Annotated in this window: 17 protein-coding genes; 13 read left to right on the top strand and 4 right to left on the bottom strand. The window is 60.5% G+C overall.

Annotated features, from left to right (window positions below):
• Positions 1–32: 32 nt before the first annotated feature.
• From WJU21_RS04140 to WJU21_RS04125, 4 genes are all read left to right on the top strand, one after another.
• On the top strand, positions 33–1,307 hold the full coding sequence (locus tag WJU21_RS04140; RefSeq protein WP_346322113.1) for a hypothetical protein: 1,275 nt from the start codon (positions 33–35) through the stop codon (positions 1,305–1,307).
• The gene (locus tag WJU21_RS04135; protein WP_346322112.1) at positions 1,289–4,147 is read left to right on the top strand and encodes a DEAD/DEAH box helicase; all 2,859 of its coding nucleotides are present in this window, start codon (positions 1,289–1,291) and stop codon (positions 4,145–4,147) included. Before WJU21_RS04140 ends, WJU21_RS04135 begins: the two co-directional genes overlap by 19 nt.
• A gap of 2 nt (positions 4,148–4,149) precedes the next feature.
• The gene (locus tag WJU21_RS04130) at positions 4,150–6,228 is read left to right on the top strand and encodes a UvrD-helicase domain-containing protein (RefSeq protein ID WP_346322111.1); all 2,079 of its coding nucleotides are present in this window, start codon (positions 4,150–4,152) and stop codon (positions 6,226–6,228) included.
• Between the two features lie 283 nt (positions 6,229–6,511).
• Complete coding sequence (locus WJU21_RS04125) at positions 6,512–8,710, top strand: Z1 domain-containing protein (RefSeq protein ID WP_346322110.1); 2,199 nt, start codon at positions 6,512–6,514, stop codon at positions 8,708–8,710.
• A gap of 7 nt (positions 8,711–8,717) precedes the next feature.
• On the opposite strand, the gene WJU21_RS04120 is transcribed toward WJU21_RS04125, so the two are convergent.
• A complete protein-coding gene (locus tag WJU21_RS04120; RefSeq protein ID WP_346322109.1) occupies positions 8,718–9,707 on the bottom strand; it encodes a hypothetical protein in 990 nt (329 codons plus the stop codon).
• A 96-nt stretch (positions 9,708–9,803) separates the two neighbouring features.
• Between WJU21_RS04120 and WJU21_RS04115 the strand changes: the two genes are divergently transcribed.
• The 6 genes from WJU21_RS04115 to WJU21_RS04090 all read left to right on the top strand — a co-directional run bounded on the left by WJU21_RS04115 (position 9,804) and on the right by WJU21_RS04090 (position 16,579).
• Positions 9,804–10,205, top strand: coding sequence for a hypothetical protein (locus tag WJU21_RS04115; RefSeq protein ID WP_346322108.1), 402 nt, complete (start codon positions 9,804–9,806; stop codon positions 10,203–10,205).
• Between the two features lie 41 nt (positions 10,206–10,246).
• Positions 10,247–11,371 (top strand): DNA repair exonuclease, encoded by a 1,125-nt coding sequence (locus tag WJU21_RS04110; RefSeq protein ID WP_346322107.1) that lies wholly within the window; start codon positions 10,247–10,249, stop codon positions 11,369–11,371.
• A 3-nt stretch (positions 11,372–11,374) separates the two neighbouring features.
• Entirely contained in the window at positions 11,375–14,038 is a 2,664-nt protein-coding gene (locus WJU21_RS04105) for an AAA family ATPase (protein WP_346322106.1), read from the top strand.
• Positions 14,039–14,124: 86 nt separating this feature from the next.
• Positions 14,125–14,436 carry a hypothetical protein gene (locus WJU21_RS04100; RefSeq protein WP_346322105.1) on the top strand — a complete coding sequence of 104 codons (312 nt, stop codon included), beginning with the start codon at positions 14,125–14,127 and terminating at the stop codon, positions 14,434–14,436.
• 313 nt (positions 14,437–14,749) lie between these two features.
• Positions 14,750–15,415 (top strand): hypothetical protein, encoded by a 666-nt coding sequence (locus WJU21_RS04095; protein WP_346322104.1) that lies wholly within the window; start codon positions 14,750–14,752, stop codon positions 15,413–15,415.
• Positions 15,416–15,928: 513 nt separating this feature from the next.
• Complete coding sequence (locus WJU21_RS04090) at positions 15,929–16,579, top strand: hypothetical protein (protein ID WP_346322103.1); 651 nt, start codon at positions 15,929–15,931, stop codon at positions 16,577–16,579.
• Positions 16,580–17,140: 561 nt separating this feature from the next.
• Here WJU21_RS04090 and WJU21_RS04085 read toward each other — a convergent pair.
• From WJU21_RS04085 to WJU21_RS04075, 3 genes are all read right to left on the bottom strand, one after another.
• Complete coding sequence (locus WJU21_RS04085; protein ID WP_346322102.1) at positions 17,141–18,403, bottom strand: MFS transporter; 1,263 nt, start codon at positions 18,401–18,403, stop codon at positions 17,141–17,143.
• 70 nt (positions 18,404–18,473) lie between these two features.
• Positions 18,474–18,827 carry a DsrE family protein gene (locus WJU21_RS04080; protein ID WP_346322101.1) on the bottom strand — a complete coding sequence of 118 codons (354 nt, stop codon included), beginning with the start codon at positions 18,825–18,827 and terminating at the stop codon, positions 18,474–18,476.
• 49 nt (positions 18,828–18,876) lie between these two features.
• Positions 18,877–19,611, bottom strand: a complete 735-nt coding sequence (locus WJU21_RS04075; RefSeq protein WP_346322100.1) for an MBL fold metallo-hydrolase — start codon at positions 19,609–19,611, stop codon at positions 18,877–18,879.
• Positions 19,612–19,729: 118 nt separating this feature from the next.
• Between WJU21_RS04075 and WJU21_RS04070 the strand changes: the two genes are divergently transcribed.
• The 3 genes from WJU21_RS04070 (at position 19,730) to WJU21_RS04060 (ending at position 22,388) form a co-directional block, all read left to right on the top strand.
• Positions 19,730–20,386 carry a metalloregulator ArsR/SmtB family transcription factor gene (locus WJU21_RS04070; RefSeq protein ID WP_346322099.1) on the top strand — a complete coding sequence of 219 codons (657 nt, stop codon included), beginning with the start codon at positions 19,730–19,732 and terminating at the stop codon, positions 20,384–20,386.
• A 62-nt stretch (positions 20,387–20,448) separates the two neighbouring features.
• Positions 20,449–21,219: a methanethiol S-methyltransferase gene (gene mddA / locus WJU21_RS04065; protein WP_346322098.1), complete on the top strand. Its 771-nt coding sequence runs from the start codon at positions 20,449–20,451 to the stop codon at positions 21,217–21,219.
• A 734-nt stretch (positions 21,220–21,953) separates the two neighbouring features.
• Positions 21,954–22,388 (top strand): FixH family protein, encoded by a 435-nt coding sequence (locus tag WJU21_RS04060; protein ID WP_346322097.1) that lies wholly within the window; start codon positions 21,954–21,956, stop codon positions 22,386–22,388.
• The last annotated feature ends 17 nt before the right edge of the window (positions 22,389–22,405 follow it).

The raw sequence follows: 22,405 nt of genomic DNA, 5'->3' as shown, positions 1-22,405 counted from the left end.
TGCCTTCAAAAGCACTCCGCAGGAAGCAGCGGATGTTGGTGCTCGCGTCGGCCGCGGATCTGATTTGGGCGGATTCAGATCACTTGGCAGCCGATACTTTCGACTCTCCTGACGATGAGCCTTGGTCAAGCAAGACCATTCAAATGGAGCGGGCATCGCCGGTAGACGACCACATCCAAGTTCAGCACGATGAGTTGGCTTCTAAACTGCCGGACTCTACCTTTGTAGTCAAAGACCTCCCCGACAAAGTTGAAGAGCGCTTAATCTCGACAATCATGTCTGCCCGGCAGAGTGATCTCGATGGTCAGTTGACTGAGAACGATGAGACGCCTCGCATTGGGCGAGAGATCGAGCACTCAACGCTGGTCTCTTGTGTCGAAGACAAGACCGCAGATCGTGAGAGGACGTTCGGTAGCGACGATACCGATGATGAACCGGCAGACGTCGCACGGCAGGCAGCTTATTTCGAAAGGGCCTTGAGCGGTGTTGTCGAGATAACTCCCAATTTGGCCGAGCTGCGATCAAGGGTGGTGGAAATTGAAGGGGACGAGAGATACGACGCGGCGGATGATGTCGAGGATGCCGAAGATCCACTCGAAGAAATGTCTGTCGAAGACGACGACCATTTTTTCCTCGAGGAACTAGGTGCCGACGACGAGTTCGGTTCCTTTGCCGGTATCGAAGCGGACCATCACGACCAAGACATCGACATTCCGGACTATGATGCTGACGCACGCCAGAGCCCGTGGGAGCAGGCGGAAGACGATGATGGGCCTGTTCTGTGGAAGGCTCGGCTGAAGGCGGCGACAATCACGGGACTGCTGGAGATTGTCTCGGTTCGGCAGCGAGAGACGAGCCTGGCCTATCTTACCGAACTGTTTTCAGAGTTCAGACATTCATCGACGTACCGCGCAATTGAACGCATAGCTGCCGGCCTCGACTTCGAATTATTGCAAGCGATGGCGGAGCTCAAACGCTACTGGACAGAGCGCGATGAGTGGTGGGCTGGTCGGTATGGTTTTGGCGCCGCCCCCGGCCGGATGACAAACGGGGCGTCGGCGCTGAGCTGGCGTCTCGCGCACCGTGTCTGCCTCGCCCGCAGTGATGAGCAACCTCAGACGATGATCGAGGAATCGTGGTTCGAAGAGTGGTTGAACCTCTCACGAGGGGACGAAGGCTTTCTCAGCTTCGTCGACTACGTGGGCGTGAAATGCCGCGGATATGAGGCGGAAAAGCTCTACGCAGGATTGCTGCTGGAACACCAAGACAACCGGGAGTGGGAGAGCAGATGGTCGCGGATGTTCTAGTGCCCGTCGAAGGCTGCTGGGTGCGGCGTATCGAGCTTCCCAAAATACTTGGGCGGGTTCTTGCCAGTAGGGGCTCAGGAAGCTCTACGCAGGTCAGAGTTTCGTGGCCAGGCAACAACCAGGAATGGATTGATCTGTCTCTGTTGCAGTCAGGCATTCAACAGGGCTGGACGGTACAGGACATTCCGTTGTCGACTACGCGCAGCCCGCTGGGCCTTGGAGAGGTTGTCAGCCGACGTGTGCTCGGCGGACGCGAGCAGATACTGATCCAGCTGCACGACGATGGGCGATCGGTTTGGTTGCCGTACGAAAATCTCCGCAGGGTCAAGGACGTGCGCATGCGCTATGTGCGCGCGGAAACCGGCACGCCTGACCATGCGGAGCGGTTTCGATTAAGGCTTCTCGCCCACGCGCTCGAGAACTGGAACCACCTCACTGGGTCCCTGGACAGGCTCGACGTGGATCCATTGCCGCATCAGATACAACTTGTTCACCGCATCCTCAGTTCTGGAAACTATAACTGGCTGATCGCTGACGACGTGGGTCTCGGCAAGACCATTGAAGTCGGCCTTCTGCTCGCCGCGCTCAAGCGGAAAGGGCAGGCGCGGCGGGTGCTGATCGTTGCGCCCGCGGGTCTGGTGCGCCAGTGGCAGGACGAACTCAAGTACAAGTTCGACCAGGATTACAAAATTTACGGACTGGACTTCGTGATCAATCGCCCCGAGCACTGGAAGGGCGAGGATCACGTTATTGTCTCGATCGATCTGGCCAAGCGCGAGCAGCACATGCAGCTGTTCAAACAAACGGGAGGCTGGGACGTCATCGTATTCGATGAAGGCCACAAGCTGACACGGCACGGTGATGGCGAAGTCAGCGAGCGTTATCGCCTGGCGGAAATGCTGCGGCAGATGTCGGACGCGTTCCTTCTGCTGAGTGGCACGCCGCATCAGGGCTACGCGGATCGGTTTATCGCTTTGCTGGAGTTGGTTCGCCCGGACCTGAAGCCCCAGATTCAGACCATGGAAGCCAATCCGGAAGTCGTAGGGGAGATGATCCTGCGAAATCGCAAGAGCGAAGTAACCGATGCCGACGGCAAGTTCATCTTCAAGGGACAGCAGATCCATCGGGTGCCCGTAGAGCCTTCACCTGAAACACGCGCCTTTCAGCAGAAGCTCCAGGATTATCTGCGTCGTGGTTACAAGGCGGGCGAGAGTGGTGGCGCTATCGGCCGAGCCATTGGCTTTGTTATGACGACGTATCGGAAGCTGGCGTCATCGAGTATTGCAGCAATCGAACGTGCGCTGAATCTTCGCCTCGACAGGTTGTCTGGAGCTGCGGATGCTGAACCGATTTCAGACTACGATCACCAGTTCTCCTTGGAGGATTTGGAAGATGGGGGCGACGAGCAGGACGATCTTGCAACCACCATAAGGCGAACGACGAGCAGCGAATTTTTCGATTTTGAAGCAGAAATGATTCATGCGCTGCTGGAGCTTGCAGTTGATGTGCGCCGGAATGATGAGAAACTTCGCCTGTTTCTTGATCAGGTCGTCGAGCCGCTCGTGAGGGAGGGAAAGAAACTTTTGGTGTTCACGGAGTATCGTGCCACCCAGACTTACCTTGAGGGCGCATTAAAGCGCCGTTTCCCAGAACTGGGCGAAGTCGCGCTCATCAACGGATCAATGAAGCTGGATGATAAGCGCCGCGCGATTGAGGCGTTCGATGGGCCGGCGACCTTCATGATATCGACGGAAGCGGGCGGAGAGGGGCTTAATCTTCATCGGTCGTGCCACGTCATGGTCAATTACGACATGCCCTGGAATCCCGCGCGGCTGGTGCAACGGATTGGGCGCCTCTACCGGTATGGGCAGCAAGAAACCGTTGTCGTGTTCAACCTCCATGCCCAGGACACGTTCGACAACAGCGCCATCGACCTGATGATGCGGCGGGTCGAGCAGATTGTGCAGGATATGGCGCCGGTAAACGCCGACTTCCACGAACGGCTTTATGCCGAGATCCTCGGCGAACTCCTTGAGAACCTGGACCTGTCATCCGTGTTGAGGGGAGCCAACGCTATGCAGCCTGAAAAGACTGAAGCGCAGGTTGCCGAGGCACTCGATCGCGCACGACGTGCTCGGAACATGCAGGAAGAAATATTTACACATGTCGCCGGGTTCGACCCGAACGGGTTGAGCGGTACGCTGGGCCTCACGATGAGGCATGTCGATATGTTTATTCGTGGCATGTTGCCGCTGCTGGATATTGAGGTGCTGTCATCACCATTTGGCGGCAGGGCTCATGAACTCAGATTGCCCGAGGAACTGAAGGGGCAGTTCGGTGAATTCAGTCAACGCACTGTTGTGCGTGTTACCACCGATCGTCGCTTGGCCCAAGACAGGAGGGATCTGGTTCTCCTCGATTTCGAAACGGCATTTTTTCAGCATCTGGTTGCCGAGGCCAAGGAGCAGCGCTTCGACGGCCTTTATGCGCCTATCGTAAACCCGCGCGGCCAAGCAGGGGTACTTGCAGCTTTCAACCTGCGCTGGCAGAACGACCAGGGGGACCCAACAACGGTGGAGTTTGTGACACTGTTTGGAGCGGATGAAGGTTCTGTGGTAGCGAACCCGCCCTTCGTAGCTGATTGGCTGGCCGGGCTGCAGCCGGGATCGATCCCGAACCATTCGCTTGAGAAGAGGCAAGCCAGTATCGCGCGTCTCTTCGATGCTGCGGGGCGACGGCTTGCGGAAAAAAGCACCCGCTTCAATCACCCTAATGGACTAGTTGCGCTCGCTGCTGCAGATGCCGGAACCGTTCCTCCTTCGGCTGCGCCTCCAGCATAGCAATGGAATTTCGTATCGCTGACACGTTTACGGCCAGCCTCGCGCGCCTTACAGGGCAGGAGCAGAAGGCGGTCAAGACGACGGCTTTCGACCTCCAAGTCGATGCCGCAGCGCCGGGCATGCAGTTCCATAAGCTAGACCGTGCTCGCGATGCGAATTTCTGGTCGGTGCGGGTGAATGCCGACATCCGCATGATCGTGCACCGGACAGAGCGCAGCCTGCTGCTGTGCTATGTCGACCATCACGACGACGCGTATACCTGGGCTGAGAGGCGCAAGATCGAGCGCCACCCAACCACAGGCGCGGCGCAGCTGGTGGAAATCCGTGAACGGGTCGAGGAAGCAGTTTCCTATACTTCGGACGGCGAAAGCCAAGCGCAAAGGATGGCGCCGCCAGCGCCTCTTTTCGCCAACCTCGATGACGCGGCCTTGCTGGGCTATGGCGTGCCGCCTGACTGGCTGGCGGACGTGCGCGCCGCCACGGAGGATACTCTTCTCGCGATCACCGACCACTTGCCACAGGAAGCCGCGGAGGCTCTGCTTGATCTGGCGACTGGCGCTACGCTGAATGTTCCCGTCATGGCGCCGGACGAAGTCGATCCGTTCCTGCATCCAGATGCACAGCGTCGCTTCCGCGTGCTCACCAATGTCGAGGAGCTAGAGCGGGCGCTGGAGTTCCCCTGGGAGAAGTGGGCGGTGTTCCTGCATCCCGCGCAGCGCGAGTTGATCGAGCGCGGCTATTCCGGCCCGGCCCGCGTCGCTGGCTCGGCCGGTACCGGAAAGACGGTGGTGGCGCTGCACCGGGCGGCGTTCCTGACGGGGCGTGATCCGGCGGCGCGGGTTCTGCTTGCGACGTTCTCCAAGTCGCTGGCGAACGCGCTGAAGATCAAGCTGGCGCATCTGGCAGGTGAGGGCGCGACGACCGAGCGCATCGCGGTGCGGACCATGACCGGCATCGGCTATGAACTATACGGTCGTCTGTTCGGGCAGCCGAACATGGCCTCTCCGGCGCAGATCCGATCATTGCTTCGGCAGGCGGCAGATGCGCTAGGCGAACAGCGGTTCTCGGATCAGTTCCTCTTCGCCGAGTGGACCGACGTCGCTGATGCGTGGCAGCTCAATAGCTGGGACGACTACCGCAACGTCGCGCGACTGGGCCGCAAGACGCGGCTGGGGCCGAAGCAGCGGGAAGCCCTTTGGGGCGTTTTCGAGCAGGTACGTACTGGACTGGCCGCGCGCAAGCTGACTACCTGGCCGGAGATGTTTGGTCGGCTGACGGCCCATTTCGCTGGTGGCAAGGTGCCATTCGATCACGCCGTGGTCGACGAGGCGCAGGACGTCTCGGTGGCTGAACTTCGTTTTCTCTCGGCGCTCACTGGTGGACGGCCAGACGGACTGTTCTTCGCTGGCGACCTGGGCCAGCGCATCTTCCAGCAGCCCTTCTCGTGGAAAGCGCTGGGCGTGGACGTGCGCGGCCGCTCCTTCACCCTGCGCGTCTGCTACCGCACATCACACCAGATCCGTAGCGCTCTGGATGGGTTGCTGCCGCGTTCTGTAGCCGACGTGGATGGCATCGCCGACAGCCGAGATGGCACCGTCTCGGTCTTCAACGGCCCGCCACCGGACATCCAAATCGCCGAGGACGAGGCTGATGAGACCGGCATCGTCGGCACCTGGATCACGGACCGGCTGGCGGAGGGTGTCGCGCCGCAGGAGATCGGCGTGTTCGTGCGGAGCGAGCGTCAGATGAAGCGCGCTCGCACAGCCGTAAAGGCCTGTGGCGCGGCATTTGTCGAGCTGAGCGACACCGTGGAGACAACGCCGGGCTCCGTCTCGATCGGCATCATGCACCTGGCGAAGGGGCTGGAGTTTCGAGCCGTCGCTGTGATGGCCTGCGATGACGAAGTGCTGCCGTTGCAGGAGCGGATCGAGACAGTCGCCGATGAATCCGACCTGGAAGAGGTCTATGCGACCGAGCGCCACCTGCTTTATGTCGCCTGCACCAGGGCGCGGGATCATCTGTTGGTCACGGGGGTGGAACCTGGGTCTGAGTTTCTGGGGGATATCGCCCTAAACGTCTAGCGGACCGGCACTGTCTTATGTGGAGTGGTGGCTCGCTGCCATCGACATGCAGAAGCGCATGAAGAGGTTGCTTCGTCGCAACCGAGGGTAGCATGATTGGCCATGGCCGCGTTTGTGGGGAAGCGTTTCAAGGAATGATAAGGAAACATGGACAGGGTCACCTCGCACCCGTTCGACAAGCCGGCGTTGAGAGGGATCGCCGTGAAGGTGTTTCTCCACCTAAGCGATGAAGTGATGAAGGTGTTTTGGGGTGGGTTAACCCATATTTAATGAAGAGGCTGAAATGCATAGTCGAGGATTTTACGAACGGCTCAAGGCGATCCGCGCCAACGCTAATATTCCCGAAAGCCGCGAGGCCGAGATGTGTGTGCTTGAGACAGTTCAGGAACTGATCTCGCAACCGACGGACTCGCGGCGGCCTGGCATGCTGCTCGGGAAGATACAATCGGGAAAGACACGGTCATTCCTTGGGATCATCGCGGCGGCGTTTGACGAAGGGTTCGATGTCGCCATTGTGCTGACCAAGGGCACAAGAACACTCGCGAAGCAGACAGTTAATCGCATCTCGAAGGAGTACGCATCGTTTCGGGACAACGAAGAGCTCGCGGTGTACGACATCATGTCGATACCGGAACTCACGGCGTGGGAAATCGAAGATCAGAAGCTCGTGATCGTAGCCAAGAAGGAGACCAACAATCTTCGGCGTCTGATCAAGCTTTTTGGAGAGACGCATCCCTCCTTGGCCGCAAAGCGCGTGCTGATTATCGATGACGAGGCGGACTTTGCTTCCATTCGGTTCACCAGAAGCAAGGATAAGACTGGACTGGAACAAGGTAGAATTGCCGATCAGATCGACGAACTGCGCCGGGAGTTGACGAATCCAGCGGTCCTGCAGGTGACCGCGACCCCTTACTCTCTATACCTCCAGCCCGACGAGTATGATGCGGCTCCCGGAGCCAACTTCACATTCGAGCCGAAGCGGCCGGCATTCACCAAATTGGTGCCAATACATTCAATGTACGTCGGCGGGGAGCAATACTTCGGCGAATACGATGAACGGGATCCACAGTTTTACCTCTGGAATGAAGTGACCGATGACGAACTCTCGGCGCTGAAGAAGGAGGATCGTCGCAGGGTCAAAACCGCACAAGCTCTCACTGCCGATAAGATCAAGGGTCTCCGACATGGCTTGGTCACGTTCGTGACTGCGGCGGCAATCCGCCGCCTGCAACAACGCGCGGCCAATGAGCGGCCCCGCCGGTATTCGATGATCATCCATGTCGAGACTGCTCGACGTGCACACGCGTGGCAACATATGGTCGCTGGAGAGATCCTTGATGCGCTTAATACGGCTATCAAGGAGCGGGATCAGAACTTTGAGCTTCTCATTGATGCCGCACTTGATGACCTTGATAGGTCAGTCAGCGCGGGCGGATTTCGCATGCCGGATCGGCAGGATATCGTCGATGAGGTGCGGAGGGCTTTCCTTAAGGGCGCCGTGGTCACGGAGAAGGTCAACTCCGACAACGACGTTGAAGCACTTCTCGATGAGAATGCCGAGTTGCGGCTGAGAACGCCGTACAATGTCTTTATTGGTGGCCAGATCCTTGATCGTGGCATCACCGTGCCGGGCCTCATCGCCTTCTACTATGGGAGATCCCCGAAGCGCATGCAGCAGGACACCGTTCTGCAGCACGCTCGCATGTACGGCACGAGGCCGCCGAGTGACCTAGCGGTTACTCGCTTCTATACGACGGCGCACAACTTCAATGCCTTGAGATCGATACACGAATTCGATGCAGCCCTTCGTTACGCCTTCGAAACCGGAGCGCATGATCGAGGCGTTGCCTTTGTTGTCAGGGATAGTGGCAACCGGATCATTCCCTGCGCTCCCGGCAAGATCCTGGCTTCGGACATCGTTGCGCTTCGCCCTGGTGGTGCACTGCTGCCGTTCGGCTTTCAGACAGGCGCACGAACCGCGATGGCCAGGTTAGTTGGGAAGGTCGAAAAGCTCATCACCTCCGGTGCGATCTCGTCCGGTAAGCCAGAGAAGGTCACGACCGAAGTAGCGATCGAAATTATCAACATTGTTGAACAGTGCTTTGACTTCGAAAGCGGGTATGGCTTCGACTGGGAGGCTTGTAGGGCAGCTATCGAGTATTTCTCTCGAATCGCCTCGCCGCCCGAGAGCCGCGGATACTGCTGGATCTTCGCCGAGACGGGCAGAACGCTAAGCCGCCAGCGTACTGAGGGGCGGTACTCAGATGCACCGCATACCTACCAGGATCGTGCCAAAGTGAAGACAGCAATCGGAGGGTTACCAGTACTCGCGTTGTTCAAGCAAGAAGGGCGCCTCGAAGATGGCTGGAGAGACGCGCCGTTCTGGTGGCCGGTGCTCTTTGCACCGGCCAACGCCGCGCCCAGCATCTTCGCATCAACAATTAGAGATGATGACGGCGCGGGAGAGGACGACGACAGCTAAGGCAAATTCATTGATCAAGGAAAATGCGAAGCGCCTCTTCCAGAATCTCTTGCTCAGTTAGATCCGGAAGCCGCTTCCTGAGGGCGCGCATGTAGCTAGCGGTGCCGCCAGGATGGTCTGAGAGCGGTACTTGCATCGCGACAGGAACCAATTCGTTCGCCATATCGCGATCGCGTAGCACGATTGGCGCCTGGTGGGGCGCCTTGAGCGTAATTGGTTCCTCAAGCTGATAGCGCTTCAGGAAGTAGACCAGCTGGCACTGGCGAACTCGGACGATCTTTCGACCGCCAATCATGCCGTATTGCTCCTCGATGAGGCCGCACTCGTGCGCATCGAGACCGGGATTGGGAATGATTTCGATCTCGACGATGGCGTTCCAGGATTCATCCTTGCCCATAAGTTCCTTCGACGCCGGCCGCGTGTCGATGGTTACGTCTTCGATCCGGTCGAGCACGATGTCGCCCCAGTAGCCGTGTTCTTCGTCGCGATGTACGTAACAGCGTGCCGCCCAGCGGAAGCCGTCATGCGTCAGCGCATGTGGATAAATCCACACCGGCCTTGCCTCCCGTGACCGCGCGGAGCGGTAGTACACGAGCAGTTCCTGCGAAGCCTTGATGCATCGGATGACCGATTGAAGGACGGTTGGATCGATCGGTCTGCGATCAATGTCGGGAACGACATCGACAGGGATTTCGACGGACTGCCGCGCAGTAAGTGCGCCCAAATAGCCCTCGGGATCGGGCGACTTGCCAAGTCGGGGCTCGTAGTCGAGTGGTACGCGATAAACGTTATCTTGATCGTCAGGGGTCAGGTCTGGGGCGAGGTCGAGCCGATAGCGTCTAAGATCTGCCTTGGCCGTGTCATGGGAAACACCGAAGGTCTCAGCGATGCGGCGGCGGGTGATTTCGCCGCTCCAGTAAAGTTCCTGGTCGATGAATTGCAGCCTTGATACCTGACCAAATCTCTTCGCTGAAACTTGTTCTCTGTTTGATCGCATCGCCCACACCCCCCCCCGGGTAAATGCTCCCTCTGAGCCCTGCATGGTTCAACAGCTAAACATTATGCACAAGCTGTTACGCATCAGGAGGCAGACATGATGAGGCAGATCGAGAACTTTGGAAGCGGCCGAGTGAAGCCAGCGACATGGAAGCCCTTTACTGCAGACCATCGGAGCATTTGCGGCCACTGGAGCGCGACAGGACATCTGCATGAGCGCATCGACCAGCGACACATCCTGCCTGATGCCGTCGACGCGGTGCTCACCTTTGCAGATCTCTTCGTGTCGCTCGGTGACGGCAAGCTCAAGCTCGCTTGTTCACGGAAGGCCATCAAGCGTGCCTGCCACACCAGAACCTGCGACAGGGTGCGGCGGCAGGTAAGAAAGCTGGTGGTCATCGTCTCGGAACAAGGCGCGGTCGTTACCGCTTGGCTGGAACAGGCTCGCTCACTTCATCCAGTTGTTGATGAAGATCGTTACGAGATGGTCATCCACTGAGACCGCAGATAAAGTTACGAAAAGAATTTTAGGGGGCATCAATGGTCAGATTTATCCACACGGCGGATTGGCAGATTGGCAAGCATTTCGCCAACATTCCCGGCGATGCCGGCGCGGCGCTCCGGTCGCAACGTATCGACACCGTAAAAGCCATCGCCGCTCTCGCGCGGACGGAAGAGGTTGACGCCGTACTGGTCGCTGGCGATGTCTTCGACGCGAATACAGTCAGCGACCGGACCATCAGGCAACTTGTTAACGCGCTGTCGGGGTTTTCGGGGGACTGGGTATTCATTCCTGGCAACCACGATGCCGCACTCGCTGTTTCAGCTTGGAGCAGGCTGAGTGGCATGGGCGCTCCGCCCAATGTGAAGCTCGCGCTGACGCCAGAGCCGTTGATGGTCGCCGATGGCCGAATTGCGCTGCTGCCTGCGGTGCTCCAACGTCGACATGAGGTCGGCGACCTTACCGAATGGTTTGATGGCGCCGTTACGCCGGCCGGAGTTCCGCGTATTGGTCTCGCCCATGGCAGCGTGCCGGAATGGCTCCCGAGCCAATCCGAGGCGCCAAACCCGATTGCGCCAGATCGGCCGACACGCGCAAGGCTGGATTACCTGGGACTCGGTGATTGGCATGGAACACTAAAGATCAACGACCACTGCTGGTATGCCGGTACGCCGGAAGCGGACCGGTTCACGTCATCCGATCCTGGGAACGTGCTGCTCGTCGACGTGCAGGGAGCCGGTGCGCCCCCCGTGGTAGAGCGGCGGCGCGTAGGCCGCTATCGCTGGAGCCAGCAGGATGCGACGCTGAACGATCCGGCCGATCTGGAAGCTGTGGGCCGCCTTCTAGGCTCCCTGGAGGGCGATCATGCCGATCACCTGGTGTGGCTGCGCCTGGAGGGCTTGATTGACTTCGCTGGCCGCCGGCACCTCGACGAGATGTGCGCGGACTGGGAGGGACGCTTCCACCATCTGCGGCTCGATCAGGATGGTCTGACAGCGGTGCCGAACGAGGATGACATCGATCTGATTGACCGGTCGGGCTTCGTACGGGAGGCGATCGAGCACCTTCGCGGGATTGCTGCATCGCCGGGCCATGAGCAGGCATCCACAGCGCGTGACGCGCTTTTGCGTCTCTATCAGGAACACGTTCGGCTGGGAAATTGATCTATGTTCATTCATCGCATTGCGCTTAAGAATTTCCGTAAATTCACCGACAAGGTCGAGGTCGGCAGCATCGGCGATGGCCTGACGGTCATCGTTGGCGACAACGAAGAAGGCAAGTCGACTCTGCTCAAAGCGGTTCAGACTTCGCTCTTCGACCGGGCCAAGCTGACGGGCCAGGGGCGCGACCAGATGACGCCTTACGGTGCCCAGGTGAATCCGGAACTCGAGGTGGATTTTTCCCTTGATGACGAGACCTATCAACTTCGCAAGGTGTTCGCGAACCAGCAAGGGTCTGCACTTCTGAAATGCACTCGTGGCGGACCTTGGCAGAACGACGCCGCGGACGAGCAGCTGCAGGAGCTCCTGAAATACACACCGCGCGGCCGGGGTGAATCGTCGAACGAGAACAGGGGTCTTGCGGGGCTGCTTTGGATTGAGCAGGGCCGCGCATTCACGACGCTCGACCCGAACCGCGATAGCAAGGACGCCATATCCTCGGCGATCGAAGGCGAGGTTGGTCATGTGCTGGGCGGGGAGCGAGGCCGCCGGCTGCTCGATGCCGTATCGAACCAACTGGAGCGGTACTTCACGCCGACGGGCCAGAAGAAGGCGGCGCTCAAGGCTCCCGCGAGCCAGCTGGACGACCTTTGCGCGCGGCACGATTCCGTCTGTGCCAATCTCAAGGAGCACGAAGACAAGGTTGACCGCCTGGGAACATCGCGGCGCACGATTCGCGATATTGAGGAAGGCGGCGTGCTTGCCATGGCGGAGGCTGCGCTGACGCAGGCGAGTGCTCAGCAGGCACAACTCGGGGCGCTCGAGCAGAGCCTCAAGGAGGTCGACAATCACTTCAAGACAGCGCAGCGCGAGGAGGAACGGGTACGCAGCGAGATGGAGCAGCGCGCCAGGCTGGCGCGCCAGATCGAGCAGATCGGGCTGGGGCTGGCGTCGCGCGAAGACGACGAACGGACGCTCGGTGGGGATGTCGCCCGCCTGGCGGACACCCTCCATCAGCGGGAGACTGATCGCGAGCGTCTGCGCAGTGAGAGGAACGAGCTACGCGAGGTGTTGAGATCTGCCCGCGAGTCGCTGGATTCGGCCGTAGCGTCGGAGCGTCTGCAGGAACTCGAGGCCCTCATCGCCGAGGCCGACGCGAGCGAGCGGAAGATCTTGGAGTTCGAATTCGAACTGAAAGGTCATTCGATCGACGCAAAGGTGCTCAAGGAGCTTCAGCGCCTGTCCGACGCCGTTACGATCGCGCGGGCGGCGCTGGAGGCTGTGTCGGTTCAGTTGAGCTTCGCCCCGGATGGGTGCAAGTCGGTGAAGCTCGCCGGCAGTATGGTAAGTGAGGAGTCGATTACCGTCAGCGAACGAGTGACGCTTGCCTTCGAGGGTTTCGGCGACGTCACGGTGGCGCCGGGAGCCGGCGAGCTGACGACCCGCAGAGATGTATTCATCAAAGCCCAGTCAGCGCTGGACGAGGAGTTCACGGCGCACGGCGTGGAATCACTGGGCGACGCGCAGGCCTCTCACGATCAGCGGAGCGACCTGGCGAACCGGGTGAGGATACTGAAGGAACAGATCGAGCGGGCCCCTCGTTCGCTGGCGGACGTACGGCGGGAAGCGGCCTCGCTGCGGGAACAGATTGGCCAGTTGCCCGGCCATGCTGGTAAAGAGACGGGAGCCGTGGATGCGCGTCGAGCCCACCTGACGGCAGCTGAGGAGAATCTTGGGCGCGCCGAGAAGGCGTTCGCCGCAGCGGAACTGGCGCATGCCGGTGCCATGAAGGAATGGCAGGGGCTGTGGGACGAGTTGAACCAGCTGAAACATGACTTGGCGAGCGAAAGGTCGAAGCGCGCGACGCTTGAAGACCAGCTGATCGCGAAGCGCGAGATCTTGAGCGATGGCGATCTCGATCGGCAGACCGATGTGGCGGAGGTGGAGCGCGCCAACAGTGAGCGGCGTCTCCGCGAACTGGAGCAGGAGCTATCGGGGATCAACCGCATCGCCATCGAAGGAGAGCTCGAACGCGCCCGGGATGCCGTCGAGCAGACGCGGCGGATCATCAGCGATACCGACCGGGAGATCCTCAAGCTGGAAGCTGCGCTCGGTGAGGCCGGGCAGCAGGGGCTTGGCGAGGAACGTGAAGAGCTCGAAGGCCTGATCGAGGTACAAGCTGCGGAGGTCGCACGGCTGGAGCGCGACGCGAGGGCCTACCGGCTGCTCCACGACACGATGAGCGCCGCGGAAGTGGCCAGCAAACGGGCGTTCCTTCAGCCCATCATCAGCAGAATGATGCCCTATCTCTCTCTCGTCTTTCCTGGAAGCGACATCTCCATCGACGAGGAGAGCTTTGACATCCGAGGCATCAGGCGGAACGACAACGAGGAAAGCTTCGAGCAGCTCAGCCTCGGCACTCGGGAGCAGCTTGCAGTGCTCGCGCGGCTGGCGTTCGCCGAGCTGTTACTCGAGAAAGGACAGCCGGTAGCACTGATCCTTGACGATCCGCTGGTTAACAGCGATGACGGCCGTTTTCGGGGTATGGAGCTGGCACTGCGCAGGGCGGCAAAGAAGGTGCAGATCATCATTCTGACCTGCCACCAGGGGCGGTACATGACCATTGGTGCACCGATGATTCATTTATCAGAGTGCAGGGTCGAGGGCTGATCATGGGATGCGAGTTGCGCACCCATATACCTCTGCCTAATAATCTTCGAACTTGATATGTGATGTTTGGAATTGGGGGGCTTTTTATGCTGAATTCTCTGATAGATTTTCTGCTCGAGATATTTACACGAGCTCTTGCGATCCGACACTGGCCCTATTGGGGCAAAGTTGCCTTCCTCACGCTTTTTCCAGTTTCCGCGCCGGCGTGGCTTGCCATCACCTTTTGTGCCCTGTGCCTGCTGCTCGTGATTTACCTCGCGAACTGGGCGCTCGATGTGGTCAATGGTCGTGACAAATGCGTCTGCTATGCCGAGGGCATGGAGGGGCGCTGTGTCGACTTCGTACGGGCGCTGCGGGGAGGGGGTGGGGGATTGGCGGGGCTCTCGAAACAGCCTTAGCAAAAACCCAAAGCATCTCAACTGTCGCTAGCGTTCCTTTGCATACTCAGAACCGGAGTGTTGGACGTGAATAAGCTGCAAACAATTCTTTCAGTGTGCATTTTGGCCGCATTGATTGCCAAGACGATCTAGAAGTCGTTGGATTATGTGCCATGAAGGCCTTCTCCGTAACGTTGTGCTTGATCCTTCTCTCCGCAAGCTGGCCTCTGCGGGCTGAGCCTCAGCTCCATAGAGGCCGTACGTATCAAGAGGCGAAGGCTTGGCATGAGCGTTTCCTGGCAGGCAATCCGACCTTAGCCCCGCTCGGGAGGCGATGAGGTCGCTCGTCAGGACAGGCCCAGTCGGAGAGCGAGGTCTCCAACGGATATACGGCAACTTCGAGGGCACACGCTCTATCGATCCATCCATTCCGGGTATCGAGAAGCTCGCTCTCTTACAGCGGTCACCGAACCGATCGCAAGCCAAGGGTTACAGACGAGAACTGCTCTATGCGACCGCGACCTACAACGATCCTCGTTTCGACCTGGTGGAACTCAGCCGCGTGGTGGGCAAAGGGGAGAATCGCACGGATGCCGATCAGATTTTCCGAGATCGCCGAACCGGCCTCTATGGCCGGATCGAGGTCAAGGACGTCACCCCAGCATCCCAGAGAACAAACCTCCGCAAATACCAGCGCCAGATCGACCTCATGGCTCGAGAGGCGGCACGCACAGGCCAGCAACAGGCGTTCTTCAATCGACGGGAGATCATTCTGGGGTTGCGCGACTACGCGAACCGTCGCGGGGTCTTCATTCGCCGCGGGGTCGTGACAGGGCGGTCAACCGCTCCCAATACGGTGCCCTACAGAGTTGCGATGACCGACCTCCAGCAGGAAATGGTGCGTGCCAGCCGCGGCCGAGCAATCGGTGGCGGCGCTGGTCTCGCTTTCGGCACATGGATGTTGATCGACTCGTCTCCCGAAGCCGTTCGTGCGTTGTAAACTGTCTGGGATCCGGCAACGCGCTCTGGCGAGGCATGACGGCGTTCTCGGCTAGCACGGCTCGGACGTCGTCGCCGGAGGCACCATGGCTCTATCGGGTGGCGCGCTTCTGGCTAGCCAATACGTGCGGGAGCCGCTCCGGTATCGGCTCTTCGGCGCATAGCGCTTAGGAATCGTGGTCTCCTTGGAGGCCTTGGGCGCGGGTGAGGTCTACCTTATTTCCAGGCGCGTGAACGGTTAGATTTCCTCGCGCTTCGTATCTCGAGCAAGATCGAGCAGGACGGCATCAGGGCCGAACTGACGGACGGCGTGATGACCCTGGTGCCGCCGAAAGCTGAAATCGCAAAGCCGCGCAAGATCAGCGTCAATTAAGTTTGGCCGGGCGGCCGGTTGAGCATTGAGGCTCTTGCCCCTCGCTCGACCGGCCGTGCGGTACGGCTTCGAAAAGGGAGTGGTAACGACCAGGTGGGCGCGCGATAGTATTGATCTAATATGCTCGGAAGGAGGCGGCGCGTGACGGACAAGGCTCACGGATTGCCCCCGGTGTCTGTACCTGCGGATGTTGGCGCGCTGTTGAATGCGATGGACGGCGTGGCCTACCTAACCGCGCCCGATGGCACCATACTGGCTGTCGGGGAGCGGAACTGGTCGGATTTTGCGTCGGCGAACGGCGCTCCGCAACTGAGCACTGCTGCGGCGGTCGTAGGATCGAACCTCTTCAAGCAAACCGCTGGTGTGGAGGTACGTCAGGTGCAGGAGCATCTGCATCGGGAAGTCGCCTCTGGGCGGCGCGTGACAGTTACATACACCTATCGGTGCGACTCCCCGGGAGCCGAGCGGCTCATGCGCATGTCGGTAACTCCGGTGATGCAGGGAGGCAAGGCCGGGGCGATCCTTTACCAGTCTGTCGTACTCAAGGAGGCTCCCAGGCCGCCCATGTCGCTTTTCGCCAGCCGCGGAGAAGGCCCGGAAGCCGGGCGAGATCCTGAGATCGTGCGGCTGTGCAGTTATTGCCACGATGTCGCCTGGCCGGCCGAGCCAGGTTCCGATGTCGAATGGATCGAACCGGATGAATACTACCGGAGGGGCGGTTCCCCCGACGTGATGATCAGCCACGGCATATGCCCCGACTGCTTCGATCGCCTTGAGCTTGGCCGGGCTTGACGGATCGCTTCGCCCTTCCCTATTTGACGCGCGCCCGCATCGTCAGCGGCTTTGGAGTGATCGAAAAAGCGCATGAAAAAAGCGCTTGATGCGCTGACAGGCGAGCGTGATCGGGCCGCATCGAAACGTTCAGCAAGACCCAGAAGAGCAACTGGAAGCCCTGCGGCGTGAAGCTGCTGACGGGCGCGAGAAAGTGGAACGGGCGCTGAAGCAGTCAACCGACGACTTCGCGGCGAGCCAATGCCTGGCCAGGCAGAAAGGCGCAGCAGGGGCCGATCGACTCGGACATGTCGGCCCCAGTCGATCAAGCACGGCAGCGATCCAGCAGTTTCAGAGATCACTGAAGCGCGCTGACGTTTCGCGCTACTCGCACACGTCGAAACCCCGACCACGCACTCAGCAAGCGTCCCTGAGTCAGCAACCCGGGCTCCCGACGCTGATCGCGCTTTCGACGGCGTCGACGCACGCGACATGCTCGGCTCGCGCCAGATCGCGTCAATTTCAATTCAACGGATGAGCCTGCTGCATCGAGCTCGGCGCCCAGGTCGATGCGGTAGCCGATCACGGCTGCTTCGAGCCTTGGCTTTTGGGCTCGACCATGGCAACGGCTACCACGACACCGGAAACGAACGTGAGCCCGCCTGTGGCTCCGATCGCCCACGCGGCACCGAACAGGTCAGTGATGATGCCGGCGACCAGCGCGCCGACGGCGTAGCCGAGGTCGCGCCAGAAGCGGTAGACGCTTAGTGAGCGCGCCCGCCATGAAGGATGCGAGGCGTCGGAGACCGAGGCTATCAGTGTCGGATAGACCATCGCGGTGCCCAGGCCGAGCAGGACGCTGGCGCCAAACCACCAGGCGAAGCTCTGCGTCAACGCAGTCATAAGCAGCCCGATTGCTTGAACCCACATGCCGGCGACGATCAGCCCCTTGCGCCCCCAGCGGTCGCTCAAGGGGCCGGTCACGGTCTGGAGGACGCCCCACACCACTGGGTAGATCGCCTTCAGGATGCCGATGCGTTCGACGCCCAAGCCGAACGACGTGAAGAACAGCGGGAAGATGCCCCAGCTCATGCCGTCGTTCAGGTTGTTCACCAGCCCGGCCTGTGAGGCCGCGAACAGATTGCGGTCGCCGTATGACGCGCGCCGGAACACCTCCCGGAACCCGATCGGTGAAGCTTCCCGGGCGTGGTTCGCGATCTCCAGCCCGACGTGATCCCGGGTGTCGCGAACCAGCAGCACCGACAGCAGCAGCCCCAGCACCGCGTAGCCGATGCCCAGGTAGAACGGCTCCGGCCTGAGGCCATAGCGCTGCGCGAGATAGCCGGTCAGGAAGGCGGTGACACCGACGGAGAGATAACCGGCGAATTCGTTCAGGCCCACCGCCAGCCCGCGCGACTTGGGGCCGACCAGATCCACCTTCATGATCACCGTCATCGACCACGCACAGCCCTGACTGACGCCGAGCAGCGCGTTGGCGGCGATCACCCAGCCCCAGTTCGGTGCCCACGCGATCATGAACGGCACGGGAAGCCCGACCAGCCAGCCGAGGACGAGCATATGCTTGCGGCCGTAGATGTCGGCGAAGTGGCCCGAGACCAGGTTGGCGAACGCCTTGACGAGCCCGAAGCTGACGATGAACGAGACGATGACCGTGGTGGAATCGATCCCGAACTCCTGCGCGCCGATCAGGGGAACGACGGTACGCTCAAGGCCAACCATGCCGCCGACAAAGGCGTTGACCAGAACGAGAAGGGAGAACTGGCGCCAGTTCTCCCGCAGCCCGAGCCGGATGCCGCCGGGCGCGCCGGGTGCGTGTGCCATCATAGGGAATGTCTCTTCGTCATCTTGCTACCGGGTGGAGGTCGACCCTGTCGCCGGAAGTCTCCTAATGGCTTCAGAACACCAGCACCTTGTCGGCTTCCAGGGTGGCGGCAGCGAGTTCCTCCATCGAACTTCGCCGCGCGCCAGCAATGACGTCGTCGATAGCGAGGCCGCGCGCATCCATACACATGCCGCAGAGCAACAGCGTATGCTCGCCGGTCGTGAACCGCGTCAGCATGTGTTCGAGGTTGTAGTATCCTTCTGGCGTCTTCTGGCCCTTCCGGGCGCACCCGACGGCATCGGCCATCAGGAAGACTGTGATCTCCGCAGCCGGATCTTTGCGCACCATCGCGTTCGCCAGTCGGACACCGTTGTAGCAGCGCTCCGTGCCGTAGGGAGGATCGTTCAGGATGAACAGCACTTTCATCTCGGTGGCCTTGGTCTGGATAATGCGAGTGGAGCTGCCGTCGGCCTTGTCAAACCACCACGAGGCCGGCATTGCGGGCGCGCAGCTCGGCGGCGTGCTCGGGCGGTGGCGGAATGTCGCTGGTCATCAGATTGAGGAAGGCGCTCTCGTCGCCGACCTTGAACGCGGCGTTGTACCGGCGTTCGAAGCCGATCGTCGATGTGGTCTTGCCACTCAGGCGGCGGCCGCAGACCGAGCCGGAATAGGCGCCGGGCAGCACCTCGACATAGTCGGGCAGTTTCCTCAGCCCCTCCAGGCTGCGGAACAGTGTGCGGGCACCGTCTTCGGCGCTGGTCGCGAGCTCGGTTCTGCCGACGTCGCCGACCATCAGCGTATGCCCGGTGAACACCAGCCAGGGCTCGTCGGCTCGCGTGCGGTCGGTAACGAGCAGGGAAACATGCTCCGGGGTATGGCCCGGCGTGTGCAGCACCTTCACGGAGACGTTGCCCAGCTCGAGCACGTCGCCGTCATCGACGCCGCTGAACGGGGGCGCCGCTTCGGCGCGAGCGTGCAATACGTACTCTCCGCCTGCGGCCCGGGCCAGTTCCCTGCCAACCGAGGCGTGGTCGGCGTGAATGTGGGTGTCGATGACATAAAGGATCCGCATGCCAGTTTCTTCGGCGGCGCGAATATACCGCCCCACGTCGCCGAATGGATCGACGACGGCTCCAGCGGCCTTGCCGCCGCAACCGAACAGATAGGACAGGCCGACGGGGTCGCTATGCAGGTATTGGCGCAGGATCATGGCATTACCGACTGGCTGGGGTTGGGAATGGACACCGAAGGCCATGCCGACGCAGGCTTGACAACGGCGCCCAGAATCATTCAATTAATGAGTTGAATGTTTGTTGAGGCAGTCTCGGATGTCAATCCACAACGCGAAGAAAACCGTGCTGACCGGAGTCGCCGAGGTGGCGAAGGGGCTCGGGCATGTGCACCGGGTCGAAATCCTCGAGCTTCTTGCCCAGGGCGAGAAGAGCGTCGAAGCGTTGGCGGAACGGGCAGGCTTGTCGGTCGCAAACGCATCCCAGCACCTTCGGTTCATGCGCCAGGCGGGTCTGCTCGCCTCGCGGCGGGACGGCAAGCGCATTCTCTACCGGGTCAACGACACGAAGGTCATTGAGCTTCTTGGCGCGCTACGCCGCGTCGCCGAACTCAATCTGGCGGCAGTGCGCGAGGCCATCGGCGGCTACTTCCGTGAACACGACGCCATGGAGCCTGTCTCCCGCGACGAACTCACCCGACGGATGAAGGATGACCTGGTAACGGTTCTCGACGTGCGGCCGGAGGACGAATTCGACGCTGGGCATTTGCCGGGTTCCATCAACATCCCGCTACGCCAGTTGGCCGCGCGCCTGCGCGAGCTCCCGAAAGGCCAGGAGGTCGTCGCCTACTGCCGCGGCCCCTATTGCGTGTTCGCCTTCGAGGCTGTCGCCCTGTTGCGCAGCAGCGGGTTCCAGGCCCGCCGGCTTGAGGATGGCTATCCCGAATGGAGGGCCGCCGGGCTGCCGGTAGCGTAGATACGCGCGGCGAGGAGATTCTTCGAACAGCCGTCGCCCTGCCGGGGACGGGATCGCTCAACATGGCCAAGCCAGAGGAGGACACCATGGGTAGAATTCTCGCACTTGTTTACGGCATCGCCTGCTACGCCCTGTTTTTCGTGACGTTCCTGTATTCCATCGCCTTTGTCGGCAACTACCGGATAGACGGTCTGGTGCCGAAGACGATCGACTCCGGCGTGATGGGGGCGATCGTTCCGTCGATCGCCATCGACTTGCTACTGCTCGGCGTCTTCGCCGTGCAGCACAGCGTCATGGCTCGCCCCGGCTTCAAGACCGCCTGGACCAGGATCGTGCCTCAGTCGATCGAGCGCAGCACATACGTGCTGTTATCGAGCCTGGCACTGATCCTACTGTTCTGGCTCTGGCGGCCTCTGACACAACCGATCTGGATCGTCGACAATGCCCTTGCCCACGATCTGCTGGTGGGGCTGTTCTTCGCGGGCTGGGTCATCGTGCTGTTGTCGACCTTCATGATCGACCATTTCGAGCTGTTCGGCCTGAAACAGGTGCTCCACAATATGCGCGGGCGGAAGGCACCCTCGATGGCGTTCAAGATGGTGGCCTTTTATCGGATAGTGCGCCATCCCATCATGCTCGGGTTCATCATCGCGTTCTGGGCAACACCTTCGATGACGCTGGGCCACCTGCTGTTCGCGGTGGTGACGACCCTCTACATCCTGGTCGCGCTGCATTTCGAGGAGCGTGACCTGGTCGCGGGGCTGGGGGAAGATTACGTGCAATACCGCACGCGGGTACGCATGATCATTCCGGTTCCCAGGAAGCGCCCGTAGCGGCAACTGACTTAACTGGTGTCTCCATACCGAGCTAGGCCCGAGGTGGCCGGATATTGGAAGCGTATGTGGGAAACTCAAGCTCCTCCTCCCACCGGGAGGCCAGCCGCCTCCTCAAGGGTCGTGCTGAATGATGGATCCGTACATCGGAGTAAATATCCCGCGCCACGTACCCGGTTAACATCGACGGTGGCGTGGCGGGGGGGCGATCCGTTCCCGGGGCAATCTATTGAGGTTCTGTAGGGATAACGACTGACTTCTCCTAGACGGCTTAAGGCGTACACTGAGCGGCTTGCCATCATTGGCGGCGCGATGCGATATTGAGTGTGTGATGTGCCGTCTAAAATATGCGCGATGGTTGCTGCTTTTGACAGGACTGCTCTTCGCGGTAGCCAGTGTGCAATCATCTGTTGCGGCGCATGCGGACAGTTGGCGGGATATGTCGTCTAAGGGCGGCATTATGAATGCTGACGCGGGTCACTCGCCCTGCCACCAGTCACCCGTCAAATCCAGCCACGGCAATAAGCCGGACTGTTGCGCATCGGATATGACCTGCTTCAACAAGTGCAGTTCGGCGGTCGTGGTGATCTCCGTCAGCGATGCTGATCACGAGCTCCAGCGCAGCGAAGCCGTGTTTCGGCCATCGGCCTGGACCGACGTGACACCAAAACCCCCAACCCATCCTCCCAGCGCCTGAACGATGTTCGTCGGCGGCCAAGTGCGCCGCCGGTTCCATGACCATCGTTCAAAGCAAGAGGATCACCATGTCTCGTATCTTGATACAGGGCGCGCTCGTCCTGGTCGCGCTGTTTGGCGCCATCACCACCGCAGCTGCCGGGCAGGATGCCGCCACGAAGGCTGTCTACCACTTCACCGCCCAGCCTATGGCCGTGAAGGCCGGAGCCCCCGCCACGTTCACGGTTCAGATCATGGGGCCAGACATGCGCCCGGTGACCGGCGCAAAGGTGTCGGCGACGCGGGTCGACATGGGGCCTGACGGAATGGCGGAAATGACGGGTAAGATTGTGCCCGCCGGCTCGGCTGACCCATCCCGGTACGCGTTCTCGACCACCCTTTCCATGCCAGGGCGCTGGGCGGTCACCATCGAGGCGCAAATTCCTGGTGAAGCTGCCCCCGTTCGCGGTCAGGTCATCCTCGAGGCGAAGTAACACAAAGGCGCAAGGCA

This window comes from Emcibacter sp. SYSU 3D8 (assembly GCF_039655875.1).
Classification (GTDB): Bacteria; Pseudomonadota; Alphaproteobacteria; order SMXS01; family SMXS01; genus RI-34.
This window is presented reverse-complemented; position numbering and strand designations above follow the sequence as displayed.